16 protein-coding genes are annotated in these 18300 nt (G+C 64.1%); 11 read left to right on the top strand and 5 right to left on the bottom strand.

Annotated features, from left to right (window positions below; translation table 11 throughout):
• Positions 1 to 14: 14 nt before the first annotated feature.
• The 3 genes from EIP85_RS11530 to EIP85_RS11540 form a co-directional block, all read right to left on the bottom strand.
• The gene (locus EIP85_RS11530) at positions 15 to 728 is read right to left on the bottom strand and encodes a GntR family transcriptional regulator (protein WP_127902329.1); all 714 of its coding nucleotides are present in this window, start codon (positions 726 to 728) and stop codon (positions 15 to 17) included.
• A 359-nt stretch (positions 729 to 1087) separates the two neighbouring features.
• The gene (locus EIP85_RS11535; protein WP_127902330.1) at positions 1088 to 1315 is read right to left on the bottom strand and encodes a hypothetical protein; all 228 of its coding nucleotides are present in this window, start codon (positions 1313 to 1315) and stop codon (positions 1088 to 1090) included.
• Positions 1316 to 1385: 70 nt separating this feature from the next.
• Positions 1386 to 2273, bottom strand: a complete 888-nt coding sequence (locus tag EIP85_RS11540; RefSeq protein WP_127902331.1) for a LysR family transcriptional regulator — start codon at positions 2271 to 2273, stop codon at positions 1386 to 1388.
• 179 nt (positions 2274 to 2452) lie between these two features.
• Between EIP85_RS11540 and EIP85_RS11545 the strand changes: the two genes are divergently transcribed.
• From EIP85_RS11545 to EIP85_RS11565, 5 genes are all read left to right on the top strand, one after another.
• On the top strand, positions 2453 to 4144 hold the full coding sequence (locus tag EIP85_RS11545; protein ID WP_127902332.1) for an acyl-CoA dehydrogenase family protein: 1692 nt from the start codon (positions 2453 to 2455) through the stop codon (positions 4142 to 4144).
• Positions 4141 to 5331: a CaiB/BaiF CoA transferase family protein gene (locus EIP85_RS11550; RefSeq protein ID WP_127902333.1), complete on the top strand. Its 1191-nt coding sequence runs from the start codon at positions 4141 to 4143 to the stop codon at positions 5329 to 5331. The genes EIP85_RS11545 and EIP85_RS11550 overlap by 4 nt, the downstream gene beginning before the upstream one ends.
• A gap of 10 nt (positions 5332 to 5341) precedes the next feature.
• The gene (pcaF, locus tag EIP85_RS11555) at positions 5342 to 6550 is read left to right on the top strand and encodes a 3-oxoadipyl-CoA thiolase (RefSeq protein ID WP_127902334.1); all 1209 of its coding nucleotides are present in this window, start codon (positions 5342 to 5344) and stop codon (positions 6548 to 6550) included.
• 67 nt (positions 6551 to 6617) lie between these two features.
• Positions 6618 to 8027, top strand: coding sequence for an MFS transporter (locus tag EIP85_RS11560; RefSeq protein WP_127902335.1), 1410 nt, complete (start codon positions 6618 to 6620; stop codon positions 8025 to 8027).
• An 88-nt stretch (positions 8028 to 8115) separates the two neighbouring features.
• Positions 8116 to 10134 (top strand): 3-hydroxyacyl-CoA dehydrogenase NAD-binding domain-containing protein, encoded by a 2019-nt coding sequence (locus EIP85_RS11565; protein WP_127902336.1) that lies wholly within the window; start codon positions 8116 to 8118, stop codon positions 10132 to 10134.
• Between the two features lie 365 nt (positions 10135 to 10499).
• Here EIP85_RS11565 and EIP85_RS11570 read toward each other — a convergent pair whose 3' ends face one another.
• The gene (locus EIP85_RS11570; RefSeq protein WP_206615512.1) at positions 10500 to 10982 is read right to left on the bottom strand and encodes a MarR family winged helix-turn-helix transcriptional regulator; all 483 of its coding nucleotides are present in this window, start codon (positions 10980 to 10982) and stop codon (positions 10500 to 10502) included.
• 16 nt (positions 10983 to 10998) lie between these two features.
• Complete coding sequence (locus EIP85_RS11575) at positions 10999 to 11757, bottom strand: SDR family NAD(P)-dependent oxidoreductase (protein WP_127902337.1); 759 nt, start codon at positions 11755 to 11757, stop codon at positions 10999 to 11001.
• Between the two features lie 207 nt (positions 11758 to 11964).
• On the opposite strand from EIP85_RS11575, the gene EIP85_RS11580 reads away from it, so the two are divergent.
• The 6 genes from EIP85_RS11580 to EIP85_RS11605 all read left to right on the top strand — a co-directional run bounded on the left by EIP85_RS11580 (position 11965) and on the right by EIP85_RS11605 (position 18294).
• Positions 11965 to 13239 (top strand): ABC transporter substrate-binding protein, encoded by a 1275-nt coding sequence (locus EIP85_RS11580; protein ID WP_127902338.1) that lies wholly within the window; start codon positions 11965 to 11967, stop codon positions 13237 to 13239.
• A 77-nt stretch (positions 13240 to 13316) separates the two neighbouring features.
• A complete protein-coding gene (locus tag EIP85_RS11585; RefSeq protein WP_127902339.1) occupies positions 13317 to 14030 on the top strand; it encodes an ABC transporter ATP-binding protein in 714 nt (237 codons plus the stop codon).
• Positions 14030 to 14731, top strand: coding sequence for an ABC transporter ATP-binding protein (locus EIP85_RS11590; protein ID WP_127902340.1), 702 nt, complete (start codon positions 14030 to 14032; stop codon positions 14729 to 14731). The genes EIP85_RS11585 and EIP85_RS11590 overlap by 1 nt, the downstream gene beginning before the upstream one ends.
• A 1-nt stretch (position 14732) precedes the next feature.
• Positions 14733 to 15596 carry a branched-chain amino acid ABC transporter permease gene (locus tag EIP85_RS11595; protein ID WP_127902341.1) on the top strand — a complete coding sequence of 288 codons (864 nt, stop codon included), beginning with the start codon at positions 14733 to 14735 and terminating at the stop codon, positions 15594 to 15596.
• A gap of 2 nt (positions 15597 to 15598) precedes the next feature.
• Entirely contained in the window at positions 15599 to 16597 is a 999-nt protein-coding gene (locus EIP85_RS11600) for a branched-chain amino acid ABC transporter permease (protein WP_127902342.1), read from the top strand.
• Positions 16594 to 18294: a thiamine pyrophosphate-requiring protein gene (locus EIP85_RS11605; RefSeq protein ID WP_127902343.1), complete on the top strand. Its 1701-nt coding sequence runs from the start codon at positions 16594 to 16596 to the stop codon at positions 18292 to 18294. Before EIP85_RS11600 ends, EIP85_RS11605 begins: the two co-directional genes overlap by 4 nt.
• The last annotated feature ends 6 nt before the right edge of the window (positions 18295 to 18300 follow it).

Raw genomic sequence — 18300 nt, forward strand, 5'->3', positions numbered from 1 at the left:
CCAACCCGACTCGGTCAGGGCCGACGGAGGATTGCCGCGAGATTCGTGACCGACGACGGCGCGATGCTGAGGTCAGTCGAGGCCTCGATATCTGCGAGGTGTTCTCGCATGATCAGGGCAGCTTTGTCGCCATCGCCTCCCCGGATCGCGTCGATCAGGCTGACGTGATCATGGTCGCGGCACGGGGTGGTGCCAGAGGCGCCATAGATCCCGAGAATGAGTGAGGTGAGCGTTACCAGTTCCTTCATTGTCTTGACGAGGATCCCGTTTCCGGCCGCCTCGGCCAGACGGACATGAAACTGGCCTGACAGGCGGATCGCCTCATGGCGGCTGCCGGTCTGCTGGGCGCGCACCTCATCGTGTATATGCTCTTCCAACGCAGCAATCTGCGCAGCAGTTGCCCGGGACGTGACCATCCGCGCGATGGCCGGCTCGATGGCAAGGCGGGCCTCGAACACTTCGCGGGCCTGATCGGCGGTCGGGCTGGCGACAAAGGCCCCGCGGTTGGAGCGCAACTCGACCACGTCGCGGCTGGCCAAAAGCAGCAGGCAGCGGCGGATGCGCATCCGGCCGACGCCGAACGCCTCGCAGAGCGCCGACTCGGAAAGCTTGGTTCCGGGGGGAAGGCGGCGTTCCATCACGGCCTCGAAAAGCCGCTCCACGATCTCACCCTCGGTGATTTCGTCACCATTTTCATGAGTTTCCTTGAGATCCGCTGCCCGGTCCATCTTTGCCTCGCTCGGGATAACCGTTTTGTTCCAATTAAATATAGGGCTAAATCGTTTTCAACAAGATGCGGGATCGTGTCCAACTGTGATTCCAGAAGAGTGGCCGGCATTGTTAACGAAGCTTCCCTTGTCCTCACACCTTTCGGGTCTGAGAACCAAGCTGATCTGTTCGCCTCAGCGGCCGGCATCTGGAAATTATCAGCAGAAACCCAAAGGCTGGCAGTCGCCGCTGAGAGTGGAATGTGCGATGTAATTGTCGATGATTGAATGGCGGCGATCCCAAGTTCACACGCCCAAACCTGCCCGTCTGCAGCGGCTCCCGCGCTACAAGACGGGTCTGAGGGCTGCCAACCGTCACCCTAGCTGAATGCGGTGTGGCAGTCGGCCCACTTTCTCGCTTTCGCCCGGGCCGCAATCGCCGGTTTGAAGCTCACTATCCGCCGGTTGAGCGTGGCGCGGTCGACCGCCGGCCCGCGCTCGGATCTGGTCTTCTCAAGCGCACAGTACGAGACGGCATAACGGTGGTAGAAGAACAGCGCGCCAAGGATCGCCGACTTCGGATGGTGCACGCCTTTGAACTCGATCACGCCTCGCCAACACCTTGACAACGCTGACATATCAGATACCGCACAGAACCGGGAACTCTGCGACGCTTCCTCACCAGTTCCCTGAAACGACGAACTGGGCGAACAGCTTTGCCGTTTCAGCCGCCGCGTCTCGACGGCAGATCAACAATATCTGACGTTCGGCATTGCGTTCCGCGATTTCGACGTACGTCACGTTTGCGAAATTTCCTGTGGCAAGGGATTTTGGCACCAGGGACACACCCATTCCTTGGGCTACCAAGGCAACGACGGTGAACCAGTGCTGCATATGGTAATGCGGATAGGGTTCAATTTCAGCGGCGCGAAGCAGAGCGGCGATTCGATCATAGAAGTTGGCAGAAAGCTCTCGCGAAAATACAATCACACGCTCGCCCGCCAACTCGCTCAACCTGATCCGAGTGCGGCCAGACAGGCGGTGCCCACGCGGCAGGCAGCAGACCAGCCGCTCGGTTTCGATCTTATGTTGCTTGATCTCTTCCGGCAGCGGGACCTCATGCACGAAACCGACGTCGATTTTGTGGTGCATCATGTCATTGACTTGCTGCGCAGTATTCATTTCCCGCAGATTCAATTCGATCTCTGGATAGGCCTCTTGGAAAGCCTTCAGCGCTGGGGGCAGACGGTTGAAAAGAACCGAAGGTACGAAGGCAACCTTGACCGTACCTACGAAGCCCTTCGCAGTCTGGGCCGCGATGGCTTCCGCCGCCCCAAGTTGACCAAGAATTCGCCTTGCGTGTTCGGCGAAGACCGCGCCTGCGGGCGTCAATCTCACCATCCGGTTCGAACGCAACATCAACTCGAAACCAAGGGAATGCTCAAGTTGCTTGAGGCTGGCGCTTAGCGGGGGCTGAGAAATGTGCAACCTCTCTGCCGCACGGCCAAAGTGCAGCTCTTCAGCCAGTGCCAAAAAATACTGCAACTGTCGAAAGGTAACTGCCATCGCGGGGCCTTCATACTAAAAACAGTATCGTATGCTAGCTCAATAGTATTAGAAAACCAATCGCTCCCGTGTCTTCTCGAGTGGGAAGTGAGGCTCGCCGACCTACCGGAGGGCCGCCCATCGAGGAGGAACGAGAGTTGAGCGCGGCAGGACACCAGAACATTCCCGACAGTGCGGGAATGAATCTATTCCATGCAGACCCCGCCTTGGCAGAGCTATTGCAGGTCTATCTGTCGGCCGACATGCAGGCTCTCGCTCTGCCTCAGCTGGAGTGCATGGGTGCCCTCGCCGGCAAACGCCTCGAAGAACTGGCGCTTTCCGCCGACAAGAACCCTCCAGTGTTGCACTTGCGCGCCCGCAACGGGGCGGATGATGAACGGATCGAGAAGCACCCGGCCTATGTTGCGTTGGAGCAGGTGGCCTTCGGGGATTTTGGCCTTGCCGCCATGTCTCATCGCGCTGGCGTCTTCGGATCTTCAGACAAGCTGCCACCGCAGGTGAAATACGCGCTGATCTATCTTTTCGTGCAGGCAGAGTTTGGCCTTTGTTGCCCGTTGTCGATGACGGACTCGCTTACCCGCACGCTCGTGAAATTCGGCGCATCAGACCTGATCGACCGCTATTTCGACCAGCTTACCAGCCAAGACATGGACACCCTGTTCCAGGGTGCGATGTTCATGACAGAGCAGCTCGCTGGCTCCGACGTGGGTGCGATCGGCACGACGGCTAGGCCTGTGAACGGCGAATGGAAGCTCTACGGCGACAAGTGGTTCTGCTCCAACCCCGATGCCGCGCTGGCGATGGTGCTCGCGCGGCCGGAAGGCGCTGCACCGGGCACGAAGGGGCTGTCGCTCTTTCTTTTGCCGCGGCACCTGCCTGACGGGCGCAAGAACGCCTACAGGATCTTGCGGCTGAAGGAAAAGATGGGCACGCGTTCGATGGCCTCGGGCGAGATCGCGCTAGAGGGGGCCACCGCCTATCTCGTCGGTGACGCCGGTCAAGGCTTCAAGCAGATGACCGATATGATCAACATGTCGCGGCTGGCCAACGGCGTGCGATCTGCCGGGCTAATGCGGCGCGCTGTGTACGAGGCGATGTTCATCTCGCGCAACCGGACGGCCTTCGGAAGGCGACTGAGCGACATGCCCCTGATGCAGCGGCAGTTGATGAAGATGCTCGTTACCGCCGAGCAGGGCCGCAGTATGGTCTTCCACACTGCACGCGTGCTTCAGGCGGCCGACGGCGGCGACGCAGCGATGGCGAAGGTGCTGCGCATCCTGACGCCGCTGGTGAAGTTCCGGACCTGCCGCGATGCGCGCAAAGTCGCGGGTGACGCGATGGAGGTGCGCGGCGGCTGTGGCTACATCGAGGAATGGTCCGACGCGCGGGTCCTGCGCGACGCCCATCTCGGCTCGATCTGGGAGGGGACATCGAACATCGTCGCGCTGGACGTGGCCCGCGCGACCCGCCGTGAGGATGCGCTGAGCGCGCTCGACGGCTACATCGCCAGACTGAACGCAGAAACCGCTGCAGTGCTGAGTCCGCAGACCGAGATCTTCGACAGCTTCCGCCGCGCCGCCGATCTGCTGGACGGCGTCGCCCATGACCGCAACCGCGAACCCGAGGTGCGGCAGGCCGCATCTGCCGTCTACAACGCGACCTCTGCCTGCGTCATGGCGTGGGAGAGCGCCAGGCTGACGAAGGTGACCAACGGGCGGGCGGATGATCGTCTTCAGCTGGCGCAGGCCGTTCTGCGCCACAAGCTCCGCCCACGAGATCCCCTTGCTGGGAGCGACCCGTCCGATATCGGTGGACTCGCCCTGATCGACCGAGCAATGGGCAACGGCCGGCTTTCGGAGGCGGCGGAATGACCGGGGCGCTGGCCGGTCTGCGGGTCATCGACCTCAGCCGAGTACTGGGCGGCCCCTTCGCCGGACAGATCCTCGGAGATCACGGCGCCGATGTCATCAAGGTCGAACCTCCCATGGGCGACGAGACCCGTGAGTGGGGCCCGCCGTTCCGCGATGGCACGGCCTCATATTTTCTCGGGTTGAATCGCAATAAGCGGGCCGTCGCACTGGATCTGCGCGCCCAGGCAGGGCGCGAAGTACTGCTGCGGCTTTTGGAGGATGCTGACGTACTGCTGGAGAACTTCAAGACCGGTACGCTGGAGAACTGGGGACTGGGCTATGACGAAGTTCTGTCCCGCCGTTTCCCCCGGCTAATCCATTGCCGGATCTCGGGCTTTGGTGCCGATGGCCCGCTCGGGGGACTACCTGGCTATGACGCCGTGCTTCAGGGCATGAGCGGGATCATGAGCGTGAACGGTACCCCAGAGGGTGGCCCGACGCGCGTCGGCGTACCGGTGGTCGACATGGTGACCGGGCTCAATGCTGTCGTCGGTGTCCTGCTGGCGCTCCATCACCGCACCGCCACCGGCTCGGGTCAGTTCGTCGAGGCGGCGTTGTTTGACTCTGCGCTGTCCTTGCTGCATCCGCATGCCGCGAATTTCGCCCTGTCGGACAGGGTTCCATCGCGAAGCGGCAACGACCACCCCAACATTTCGCCCTATTCGACCTATGCCACAGGCACGCGGTCGATCTACCTCGCTGTCGGCAACGACCGCCAGTTCCGCCGCCTGTGCAGCGAGATCGGTGCACCCGGGATCGCCGAGGATCTGCGCTTTGGTACGAACGGCGCACGCGTCGCCAACCGCACAGAGTTGCGCACGGCACTGGAAGCCGCGATGGCAAAGCTGGACGGGTCTGACCTGGCTGACCGGCTGATCCGAGCCGGGATTCCGGCGGGTCCCGTGCTCGACGTGGCCGAGGCGCTTTCCCATCCCCATGCCGCCCATCGTGACATGACGGTAAACATCGACGGGATCCGAGGCATCGGCGCCCCTATCAAGCTGTCGCGTAGCGGGCCCAGCTATCGCTGCCCGCCACCCGATTTTGCCCAGCACCGCGACGAGATCCTGCGCGAGGCTGGGCTGAGTGCGGACGAACGCGCCAATCTGGACCGGGACGGCATCGCTCCTACGGACCGCCGAACGTGAGTGGGACAGCATGACCGACGCCTTCATCTGCGATTACATCCGTACCCCGATCGGCCGCTACGGCGGCGCGCTGGCCGGGCTGCGCACGGATGACCTTGCTGCCGTGCCCTTGGCTGCGCTGATGTCGCGCAATCCCGGCCTCAACCCGGCGGAGATCAACGAGGTCTGGCTTGGCTGTGCCAACCAGGCGGGAGAAGACAACCGCAATGTCGCTCGCATGGCGGTGTTGCTTTCTGGCCTACCCCAAGAGGTGCCCGCCGTCACGGTCAACCGCCTGTGCGGCTCGGGGCTGGAGGCCGTTGTCGCCGCAGCGCGTGCGATCCGTGCGGGCGATATCGAGTTGGCCATCGCTGGCGGCGTCGAAAGCATGACCCGTGCGCCTTTCGTGATGCCCAAGGCCGCAACGCCTTGGGGCCGGACGAATGAGGTGCATGACACGACGATCGGCTGGCGCTTCGTGAACCCGAGGATGGCGGAGGCCTACGGCACCGATTCGATGCCTCAGACCGCCGAAAACCTCGCCGACGCCCATGCCATCTCGCGCGTCGATCAGGACGGTTTCGCCCTCGCCTCGCAGCGCAAGACCGCCGCAGCGCAGGCCAGCGGCCGACTGGGACAAGAGATCACGCCGGTGACGGTCCCCCTCGGGCGTGGCAAGACCGCCGAGATAGTGCAGGACGAACATCCCCGCTCGGCAACCACGGCAGAAACACTGGCAAGTCTGCGCCCGATCACGCGCGCTGACGGGACCATCACGGCGGGCAACGCCTCGGGCGTGAACGACGGGGCTGCCGCCCTAATCGTGGCTAGTATAGACGCCGCCCGCCGCCACGGGCTGCAACCGCTGGCCCGTGTCGCCGCGGCCTCATCGGCCGGGGTGGCGCCTAGGGTGATGGGCTATGGCCCCCTGCCAGCAGTTCGGGCGCTGATGGGCCGTGCAGGTGTCACGCTCAATGACCTTGGGGTGATCGAGTTGAACGAGGCTTTTGCGGCGCAGGCACTTGCCGTGCTGCGCGATCTTGGGCTTGCCGATGACGATCCACGTGTGAACCCGAACGGCGGCGCCATCGCGCTTGGCCATCCATTGGGAATGTCGGGCGCTCGCATAGCCGGCTCTGCCGCAATCGATCTATCCGCCGCCCGAGACGCGCGCTTCGCGCTGGCCACGATGTGCGTGGGTGTCGGCCAGGGAGCCGCCCTGCTGCTGGAGCGCGTCTGATCCCGGCTGGGAAGACCAGAAGCTAAGACGAAGAACGCGTCCTTGAGGCGCGACACAGAGGAAGTTCATGAAGAAGGAGGAGAGATTCATGAATATGTCACAGGCCGCGCCGACGGGCGCAGCGATCGGCGCCGTTAACGCGCGGATCGATCGGCTCCCAACTTGGTGCCCGGGGGCAAGTGCGAAGTGGATCTTCGTGATTGCCTATTTCTTCGCCTTCTACGACATCATCGCCATTGGTGCGGTGCTGCCAAACGTCACAAAGGCCTTTCACCTCGCACCGGCAGAAGTGGCGCTGCCGCTGACCACGAGCCTTTTCGGCTATATCGTCGGTGCGCTGCTCTTCGGCCGCATGGCGGACCGCTACGGGCGCCGTCCGATGCTGGCCGCAACGCTTGCACTCCTTGCGGTATCCTCGGTCCTGTGCGGTATGTCATGGGGGCTGAGTTCGCTGGCGACCTTTCGGTTCCTGAACGGGATGGGGATCGGTGCGCAGATCACGCTGACCGCTACTCTGATCAATGAATTCTCGCCCGCCCACCAGCGCGCCCGCAACATTCAGCTCAACATCATCGCGGCGGGCTGCGGAGATGCCGCCGCCCCCTTCGTGGCGATGGCCTTGTTGTCCTTCGGGCCGATCGGGTGGCGGCTGGTGCTGGGCTTCGGCGTCCTGGCCTTCATCCCGCTGCTGTCGCTTGCGCGCCTGCCGGAATCACCACGCTGGCTGGCCGCTAACGGCCGCGTGAAAGAGGCCGAGGCGATCGTCGCCCAGATGGAAGAACGCCTGTCGGCCCAAGGTCACGGCCTGCCTGCGATTGCGCCCAGCGTGAATGCTTCCGAGGCCGAGGAGATGGCACATGTCGGTATGCGCGATCTGCTGCGCCGTCCATGGATTGGTCGGGTCATGGTGGTTACCCTCTACTGGGTACTGCTTTACGTCACGACCTACGGCTTCCTCGGGTTTGAGACGGTGCTGCTGGACAAGCTGGCGGTCCACAAGCCGCATGGGCTGCTCTATACCGCGCTTGGCGACCTGGCGTTCCCGATCGGCGCGGCACTGCCACTGCTGCTGATCAACCGCATCCCGAGGCGCTTCTTGCTAGCTCTATCCAGCCTCGTTTATGCGCTTGGCCTTGCAGTACTCGCCATGAACAACGGCTCCACCGCCGTGGTGGCCGGGGCGTTCATCGTGGCGCTGGTGATTCTGGTGAACAGCGGCGTCGGCTATACCTACACGTCCGAGATCTTCCCAACGCGCCTGCGCGCCTCGGCCATGGGGCTTGCGGACGGGGTCGGCCACTTGGGCGGTATCGTTGCACCTTACCTCGTGCTAGCAAGCCTCTCGATGTGGGGCGCACGTGGGGCTTTTGCCTTCCTGGCAGGGCTGATGGTCGTCTGCGCCGTGCTGATCGCTGGTTTGGGCGTGCGCGGCGCGGCCGAGGCTCGGTTGGACGAAGGTGTGGGCGAGCCGGCCTGATCTGCGCGGGATACGTAAGCCGGCGGCAGGGGGCTGCCGCCGGCGCTTCCGAACGACAGTCTTTCACCGTGATCAACTGGAGACCTACATGACCGTGCATCTTGCGCGGCGGGGCAATGTCGCCATCGTCACCATCGACAATCCGCCCGTTAATGCGCTCGGCCATGCAGTGCGGCGCGAGCTGTCCGACACCTTGGCCCGGATCGAGGCGGATGTCGATGTCGCCGCCGTGGTCCTGATCTGCGCCGGGCGGACCTTTAGCGCGGGGGCCGACGTGCGCGAGTTTGACAAGCCTCCGGCAGCCCCAGCTCTAGGCGCGGTCCTACGGGCAATCGACCACGCGACGAAGCCCTGGATCGCAGCGATCCAGGGCACAGCCCTCGGCGGCGGATTGGAATTGGCGTTGGCCTGCCGGTTTCGCATCGCTTGTCCCAACGCGCGGCTGGGTCTGCCCGAAGTGACGTTGGGGCTGATCCCCGGAGCGGGTGGCACTGTGTTGTTGCCGCGCCTCATTCCCGCCGACAAGGCACTGGAAATTATCGGGTTTGGCAAACCCGTGAACGCCCGGGAGGCTCAGGCGGTCGGGCTCATAGACGGTATTGCCGAAGGTGACCTCCTTGAGGCTGCCATGGATTTCGCATCAGGGATTTTGGTCAATCCCCTACCTCCGCCTGCTATCGCCCGTCAGGTGATACCGGAATCTGCGCCCGGCGCCTTCGTTGCCGTGGCCACCCGGATTGCCGCGAAGACCCCCGGACAGCACGCCCCTGCCGCTGCCGTGCAGGCACTGCGAGGCAGCCTGTCGATTCCCCCGATTGAGGCTCTTGCCGCTGAGGCGCAGACCTTCCGCCACCTGAAGCAGAGCGACCAGTCCCGCGCCCTGCGTCACGTCTTCCTTGCCGAGCGCAACACCACAAGGAGCGTGAGGCTCGACGGGGCGGCGCCGAACGATCTTGCCATGATGGGCGTGATCGGCGGTGGGACGATGGGGGCCGGGATTGCTGCAGCCTGCCTTCTTGCAGGGCTGTCTGTGGTCATGATCGAACGCGACACCGCAGCGGCTGCGGCCGGTGCCGCGCGGGTGAGTGAGATCATTGCTAGTAGCGAGAAACGTGGCCTGATCTCCGCAAAAAAACACGCCCTGATCAAGCGGGCCTTCCTGACCTCGGATGACTATGCCGCCCTCGCAAGGGCCGATCTGGTGATTGAGGCCGTTTTCGAGGACATGGGCGTCAAGAAACAGGTCTTCGCCCAACTGGACGCCGTGACACGCCCCGACGCCATCCTTGCCTCAAACACCTCCTATCTCGATCTAAATGAAATCGCGGCCTCGACCCGCAATCCGGCGCGGGTCATCGGCCTACATTTCTTTTCTCCCGCGCATGTAATGAGACTGCTAGAAATTGTCATGCCCGATGCAGCAGCCGACAGAACTCTGGCCAAGGCGCTGTCATTGGCAGAGCGGCTACGAAAGGTCCCGGTGCTGGCCGGGGTCTGCGACGGGTTCATCGCCAACCGGATCATGTCGGCTTACCGCTGCGAATGCGAATACATGCTGGAGGAGGGCGCTCTACCCTGGCAGGTAGATCGCGCGATGACCGCCTTCGGCATGCCGATGGGCATCTTCCAGATGCAGGACTTGGCTGGGCTGGATATTTCTTGGGCCATGCGCAAGCGGCAGGCCGCAACACGAGACCAGGACGCGCGCTATGTCGAGATCGGGGACAGGCTGTGCGAGGCAGGCAGGCTGGGGCGTAAATCCGGGCGCGGCTACTACTGGTACCCGGACGGGAAGACGCCGGTGCCCGATCCCGAAGTCGAGGCGCTGATCAAGCAGGAGTCCGAGCGCAAGAGGCTTCGCCGGATCGTGCCGAGCGATGCCGCCATCATGGAACGGATCCTTTCCACCATGCAGGCAGAAGGCCACCGGATCCTGCGCGAGGGCATCGCCCGAAACGCTGACGATATCGACGTCGTCATGGTGAATGCCTTCGGCTTTCCGCGTTGGAGGGGCGGGCCAATGTTCATGGAGACTCGCGTCCGTACAACCGACACAGTGCAACCTGGAACCGACGGGCCGCCCGATCAGGATCAGTGCAGAACCTGATCGTCGTCGCGACACGGCGCCCCGAGATGCGCTTCGTCCAGCCGAGATCGGAGTATTGATAAGGCTGCGTTGTACTCATTCGTGCTTGAGAACGGCGCCTTCCTCAGCGCAACCAGTCCTCAAGTCTATCCAGAATTCCGGAAACTCGCCGCGAACGCTTCTTCAATTGGCGCGAAGCAGAATCTTGCGACAGTCAAAAAACCCTGCCGCCGCGCAGGATGTGCAGCCTTGAGAGACCAGCATATTCCGGTGATCAGGCGATCGACGCGCAAGGAGAAAGCGAAATTCTGCGATCCCCAGTAGGAAAGTTCAGTTTGGCCTGGAGATCAGCCCTTCGGTGCCAGGGTCCCTGAGGGGCGTGACCCTTACTGCAGGTCCTGGATTTCTCTGGTGACCCGCCGCAATAGGTCGAGAAACAGGTCCTTGTGCTCGCCGACGATGGCGTCGAGCTTACGATCATGCTCCGCAGCGTGAACAAGCAGCCCTGCTAGGGCATCCTCTCCCGCCGTAGTCAGCCGTAGCGCGTTCCGGCGCCGGTCCTCTTCCGAGGCCTTGCGCGCGACCAGCCCGTGCCGCTGCAACTCCTGGATCAGGGGGGTGACGCTGGACTTGTCGCGGGCGATGGCGCGGCCGAGCTCCATCTGCGTCAGGCCGGGGTTATGATGGATCACCATCAGTGCGGCGAAGCGGCCGGGCTTCAGCCCGACAGTCTCCACCCGGCGGGCGAAGGCGCGGAATGCGGCTTCCTGGGCATTGCGCAGGGCGAAGCCGATGTAGTCGGCAAGTGGGCCGAGGTCGATCTCCTGATCCTCGCGACGTGCATGGTTTTCAGAGTGCGTGTCGGTCATGCTGTATCCGTCAGGTTTAGACGCTCATGCCGCCATCGATCATGAGCATGGCTCCGGTGGTGAAGCTGCTCTGTTCGGAGGCGAGATAGAGCACGGAGCGGGCGATCTCTTCCGGCCGGGCGTGCCGGTGTAACGGAATCAGTTCGTCGAAAAAGGCTGTCGCATCACGGCCCAGCTCTTCGCTGAGTCCCTGCTCGACATTGGCCTGAAAACCATTGTCGATCGGTCCCGGGTGGATCGTGTTCACTCGGATGCCTCGCGGCGCCAGTTCCTTCGCGAGGCATCGCATGAGCCCGACCTGCGCATGCTTGGCGGTGATATAGCCATAGACGCCGGCGTCGCCGCGCGTCGCTGCGACAGAGGAAGTGATGACGATGCTCCCGCCGGGCTGCATGTGGGGCGAGGCGTGCTTGCAGGCGAGATAGGCTCCCCGCACATGCACGGCCCAGACTGAGTCGAAATCATCGTCGCTGTAGCTCGCAATCGGAGCGACCGAGCCGAAGTTTCCGGCATTGCTGAACAGGACGTCGATCCGCCCGAACTTGGCCATCGCCGCTGCAACATACGCCCTGGTCTGCGCCGCGTCGGACACGTCGGCGACGTGAGTCATCACCCCATCCCCAAGCTCTCGGGCGGCTGCCTCCAGCGCTTCCTGAGCGCGGTCGACCAGCAGCACCCGTGCGCCTTCCTCCAGGAACAGTCGGGCCGTCACCGCTCCGAGGCTGCCGGCGCCGCCGGTGATGATGCAGACTCTGCCGTTCAGTGATCCAGCCATCTTCCCCCCATCCCATTGCAATCGCTCGAATACCACAGCTGACCGCAACGGCATCTGAATACCAATGCCGAAAGCCTACCGCTCTGCCACGGCGCATTCCAGCAAAATTAGTTTGACGCAAAACTAATTTTGTCGCAGCCTCCTATCATGGCCCGCGACAAGACGGGCGGGTGGATCCGGCCAATGAGCCGGGGTGTGGAGGAGAAGATGGTAGATACTTCCGGAATTCAGCGCCGCGGCGTTCTCAAAGGCATGGCCGCCGTCGGCGCGGCCAGCCTGACCGGCATCGGCCCGGCCGTCGCGGCCACGCCGACCATCAAGATCGGTCTGGTGATGCCGAAGACCGGCCCGCTCGCATTCTTCACCGAGCACATCCCCTTTGTGCTCGACCAGGTGAAGGCCACCTACGGCGGCAAGATCACGTCGGGCGGCAAGACCTACTCTTACGAGATCGTCGTCCGCGACAGCCAGTCGAACCCGAACCGCGCAGCAGAGGTGACGCAGGACCTGATCCTGAACGAAGGTGTGAACCTGGTCGCCACCTTCGCCACGCCCGAGACGGTGAACCCGGTCGCCGACCAGTGCGAGCTGAACGGAGTACCCTGCATCTCCAACGACGCGCCGCTCGAGCCCTATTTCTTCGGCCGCCACGGCGATCCGAAGAAGGGCTTCGAATGGACCTACCATTTCTTCTTCTCCGGCGAGGAACTGGTGAAGGCGCTACTTCCCTATTGGAAGAAGCTCGGCACAAACGGCACGGTGGGCGGGCTCTGGCCCAACGACGGCGACGGCATCGCCCAGTCCAAGGGCTTCCCGCCGGCGATAGAAGGTGCGGGCTTCAAGGTGGTCGATCCCGGCCGCTTCGATATGCCGGCCTCGAACTACAACAGCCAGATCGGTGCCTTCAAAGCGGCGGACTGCGAGATCATCTCCGGCGTACTACCGCCACCGGAGTTCACCACCTTCTGGAACGGCTGCGCCCAGCAGGGCTATCAGCCCAAATCTGTCTATGTAGGCAAGGCGCTGGAGTTTCCGGCGACGATCACACCCTTCGGCGACCGCGCCAACGGGCTGACAACCGAGGTCTGGTGGTCGCCCACCTCGCCCTTCTCCTCCTCCATGACCGGGCAGACCTCGATGCAGCTGGCCGAGGCCTACGAGAAGGCCAGCGGACGGCAATGGTCGCAGCCCCTAGGCTTCCGGCATTCGCTGTTCGAGGTGGTCTTCGACGTCCTGAAGCGCGCCAAGAACGTGACCGATCCGGCCTCCGTTCGCGAAGCGCTGAAGACAACCAACCTCAAGACAATCGTCGGAACGGTGGATTTCGCCACGGGGCCGCTGCCCAATTGCAGCCTGACGCCCCTGGTGATCGGGCAGTGGTCGAAGGGGAAGAAATATCCTTATGACATCGTCGTCGTGGACAACACGAACTTCCCTTCGATCCCGGTTGGGGGTGAGCCATTTGTGATCCCCTATAGCTGAGCCACCACTCCTGCCCGTCCGCGACCCCAGAATCGTGGGCGGGTTTTTCCGTCCAAGCGGACAGACTGCCTCCTGAAATGCTTGATCTCACCGGACTGTCGCTCCATTTTGGCGCCCTGCGCGTACTCGACGGGCTTGACCTCAAGGTCGAGCGCGGCGAGGTACTGGGCGTTCTAGGTCCCAACGGCGCGGGCAAGACCACGCTCTTCAATGTCATCACCGGCGTCCACCGCCCCACTGCGGGCGAGATCCGGTTCGAGGGGCGCGTGATCGGCCGCCAGAGATCCTGGACCCGCTGCCGTGCCGGGATCGGCCGCACCTTCCAGGTGCCGAAGCCCTTCACCGGCATGACCGTCTTCGACAACGTACTGACCGCCGCTGTCCATGGTGCGGGCCTGTCCTTCCGCACCGCCGCCCGCCGCGCCGGAGAAACGCTGGAGCTGACCGGCCTCGCTTCCCGCTCCGAGCTGGAGGCGGGCGCGCTCTCGCTTCTCGATCTCAAGCGGCTGGAGCTTGCCAAAGCCGTCGCGTGCGGCCCGCGGCTGTTGCTCCTCGATGAGATTGCAGGCGGGCTGACCGACCGCGAATGTGGCACGCTCCTCTCGATCCTCACCACGTTGCGCGAGCGCGAGATTACCATCGTCTGGATCGAGCACGTTCTTCATGCGCTCAAGAGCGCCGCGACCCGCCTCGCCGTGCTCCACGGCGGCCGCTTCATAGCCGACGGCGCACCCGAGACGGTACTCGCGGATCCGACTGTGCAGGACGTCTACCTCGGGGCGGTCGACTGATGGACGCCCTTCTCGACATAACAGACCTCTCGGTGTCTTACGGCCCGTTCCACGCCCTCGGCCCGGTTTCCCTAACCGTCGGCGCGGGAGAGATCGTCTCCATCATTGGCGCGAATGGCGCGGGGAAATCCTCGCTGATGAAGGCCATCGTCGGTCAGGCCGGCCGAAGCGAAGGCAAGATCGTCTTCGAGGGAGAGGACATCACCGCGCGCACCACGGCCCAGATCGCGCGTGCCGGCATCGCGTTAGTTCCCGAGGGCCGCCGGCTCTTCCCGTCGCTGACGGTGGAGGAAAACCTAAGGATCGGCTGGGAGGTCGGCCGCCAGGGCGCCTTCGGCTTTGACGAGATCTACGCACTCTTCCCCGCGCTTGCTGAGCGCCGGACGCTTCACGTCCGCCACCTCTCGGGCGGGCAGCAACAGATGGTGGCACTCGGCCGCGGCCTCCTAGCCAACCCGAAGCTCTTGCTCTGTGACGAGATCAGCCTTGGCCTTGCCCCGGTGGTGATTGCCGATCTCTACCGCATAATCCCCGAGATCCGCGACCGCGGCATTGGGATCGTCATCGTCGAGCAGGACATCACCCGCTCGCTTGCTGTCGCCGACCGGTTCTACTGCCTGCTCGAAGGCCGGGTGAACCTCTCCGGCCGGCCCACCAACACCAACCGCGACGAGGTCGCGCGCCACTATTTCGGGATGTGAGATGGGAGAGTTGGCCAACCAGATCGTCCAGGGCGTGCTCGTCGGCGGGCTCTACGCGATGTATGCCATGGGCCTTTCGCTCTCGGTCGGGGTAATGCGCTTCGTCAACATCGCGCATGGCGACCTGATCGTCCTGTTCTCCTTCCTGATCCTTGCGCTGATCCACGCGACTGGCATCGGTGCGCTGCCGGCCACGCTGATGACCCTGCCGATCGCCTTTGTCGGCGGCTATTTCCTGCAAAGGTTCCTGCTGCAGCGCGTCCTAGGCCAGGGCGTGCTGCCGATCATCCTCGTCACCTTCGGGCTGTCGATCATCATCCAGAATGGCCTCCTCGGCACGTTCGGGGCAGACACCCGCCGCGTTTCAGGCGGTGGGTTCGAGACGGCGACGCTCCGCATCGGTGGCGGCATCAACATCGGTGTGCTGCCGCTGACAATCTTCATCGTTGCCATCCTGATGGTACTGGCTCTCGACTGGCTCCTCTACCGAACCCGCCTCGGCGCCCGCATTCGCGCCGTCTCCGATGACCCAGCAACGGCGAACCTCGTGGGCCTGCCTTCGGCACGAGTCTACGCCACCGCGATGGGGATCGTCGGCGTCACCATCGCGATCTCTGCCGGCTTCATGTCGATCTGGACCAACTTCGACCCGACCGCCGGGCCGAGCCGCCTTCTGATCGCCTTCGAGGCGGTGGTGCTCGGCGGGCTCGGTAGCCTCTGGGGCACGCTCGTCGGCGGCATCATCCTCGGCGTCGCCCAGGCGCTCGGCGCGCAGATCGACGTGAGTTGGCAGCTCCTGGCCGGCCATATCGTCTTCCTTGTCATCTTCCTCGCTCGGCCCGAAGGCCTGTTTCCAAAATACTGAGCATGCAGCACCCGAACCGACTCTGGATCGTCTACCTCGCCCGCGCGGCGCTTTTCGCCGCCGCCGTGGTGATGGCCGTCGCGCCGATGCTCCTGGCCACCCGCGACATCGCCATACTGACGGAATTCCTGTCGCTCCTGACCATCGCGATCATGTGGAACCTGCTCGCGGGCTATGCCGATATCGTCTCCGTCGGCCAGCACGCCTTCGTCGGCGTCGGCGCCTACGCGCTTTTCGGCTTCGCCGCCATCGCCCATGTCGATCCCTATCTGGCCATCCCGCTTTCCGCCCTCGTCGCCCTCGTCGTGGCGCTGCCAGTCATGGTCATCATTTTCCGCCTTCGCACGGCCTATCTGGCCGTCGGAAGCTGGGTCGTGGCCGAGACGATCATGCTCGCCGCCGGCAAGCTTTCGGCGTTCGGTGGCGGCTCCGGCATCAGCCTCCCGGTCTCTGTCGTCCGCGGCTTTGGCAGCCGCGTGACCGAGCGTTACGCCACGATCTACTGGATCGCCTTTGCTGTCGCCGCACTGGCGCTCGTCGCTACCTGGCTTCTCATGCGCTCCCGCATCGGGCTCGGCCTCACCGCCATGCGCGACAACGAGGAGGGCGCGGGCGTCGTCGGCGTCAATCTGATCGGCCTACGCGTCCTTTGCTTCCTGTGGACGGCGCCGTTCCTCGGCCTGGCGGGGGCGGTGATCACGCTGCAGAAGCTTCGCGTCTCACCGCCCGCCTCCTTCTCGATCATCGACTGGACGGTCTATGTGATCTTCATCGTCGTCATCGGCGGCATCGGCAGCTTCGAGGGGCCGATCATAGGCACCGTGGTCTTCTTCCTGATCCGCGAATACCTGTCCGAGATCGGCGTCTGGCACTTCATCATCCTCGGTGTGCTCTCAATCGCCGTCGTGCTGATCGAGCCACGCGGCCTCTGGGGACTCGTCCGCCGCCTGCTGCCCGCCGATGTGATCCCGATCTCCCGCCGTCGGAGGGTAAGAAGATGAGCCAGACGGTCACGGCAGGCGGCGCGATCTTCCCGCGCCTCAAGGCTCTCGGCGTCGACTACGTCTTTGCCAATTCCGGCACCGACTTTCCTCCGATCATCGAGGGGCTGGCTGAGGCCGCCGCCCAGGGGATCGATCTGCCAAAGGCCCTCGTCATCCCGCACGAGCACGCGGCAATGGGCATGGCGCATGGCTATTACCTGATGACGGGCCGCCCCCAGGCGGTAATCCTGCATACCAATGTCGGTCTCGCCAACGGTGCCATTGGCGCACTCAACGCTGCCTGCGAGCATATCCCGTTGCTCCTGATGTCCGGCCGCACCCCGGCGACGGAGGAGGGCCGCTTTGGCGCCCGCACCGTCCCGATCGGCTGGGGCCAGGAGATGCGTGACCAGACGGCCCTCGTCCGCGAGGCCTGCAAATGGGACTACGAGCTCAAATTTCCTGAGCAGCTTCCCGGCCTGCTCGACCGCGCCCATGCCATCGCCATGTCGACCCCCCGTGGACCCGCATATCTGTCTCTCCCACGCGAGATCCTCTGTGAGCCGGTCGCTGCCGAGGCTCTCGGCTCACCGGCCACGATGCAGCCTGTCTCCATCGCGCCCGACGAGGGCGCGCTCGCCCAGGCTGCCGCCTGGCTCGCCTCGGCCGAACGCCCTCTCGTCATCGCCCAACGAGGCGCGGGCGACGACGCCAGCTTCCGCCGTTTCGCGAAATGGGTAGAGGATTGGGCTATCCCGGTCTCCTCCTGGTGGGCCACGCATTTGGCGCTCGCGACCGATCACCCCTGCCACGTCGGCGCCGACCCCAGCCCTTGGCTCGCCGAGGCGGATGTTGTCGTCGTTCTCGACTGCCTGGCCCCGTGGTGGCCGGACCGTCACCCCGTCGCTCGCGGCGCCAAGGTGATCAACATCGGCCCCGACCCGATCTTCTCGCGTTTTCCGGTGCGGAACTTCCGCTCTGACCTCGCCATCGCGGGCGAGAGCGCCATCACCATTCCCGCCCTCGCCACCGCGATGGAGGGCCTGCCCCGCGACAAAACCCAACTCATCCAACGCCGCGCCCGGATCGCGAAAGCCACGCGCGGCATTCGCGACCGCCTCGCGACCGAGGCCACGGCCCGCACGGAGACGGGCATAACCAAGGCCTTCGTCAGCCGCACCCTTGGCGAGGCGCTGGAGGGGCGCCGCAGCTCCGTCTTCTCCGAGCTCGGCACCCATCTCGGCATGCTCGCGCGCCACGAGCGGAATTCCTGGTTCCAAGAGCCGCATTCGGGCGGCCTCGGATGGTCCTTCCCGGCCGCCCTCGGCGCGCAGCTCGCCGATCCCGAGCGGCTCTGCGTTGCGACCATGGGCGACGGGAGCTACATCTTCGCGAACCCGACGGCCTGCCACCAGATCGCCGAGGCCCTGTCACTGCCGGTCCTGATTGTGATCCTGAACAATGCCGAATGGGGCGCCGTCCGCGCTGCGGTAACGGGGCTCTACCCCAGCGGGTATGCCAGCCGGGCTAATGCCATGCCGCTCACCGGCCTCTCTCCCTCGCCCGACTTCACGCTGACGGCCCAGGCGAGTGGCGCCTGGGCCCGCACCGTCACACGGCCGGACGCCCTGCGCTCCGCGGTTGACGAAGCCATCCACATTACTGAAACTGAGCGCCGGCTGGCGCTCCTCGACATCCGGTGTCTACCCGACTGAGGCGGC

It is taken from the genome of Solirhodobacter olei, assembly GCF_004010155.1.
Taxonomy (GTDB): Bacteria; Pseudomonadota; Alphaproteobacteria; order Rhodobacterales; family Rhodobacteraceae; genus Solirhodobacter; species Solirhodobacter olei.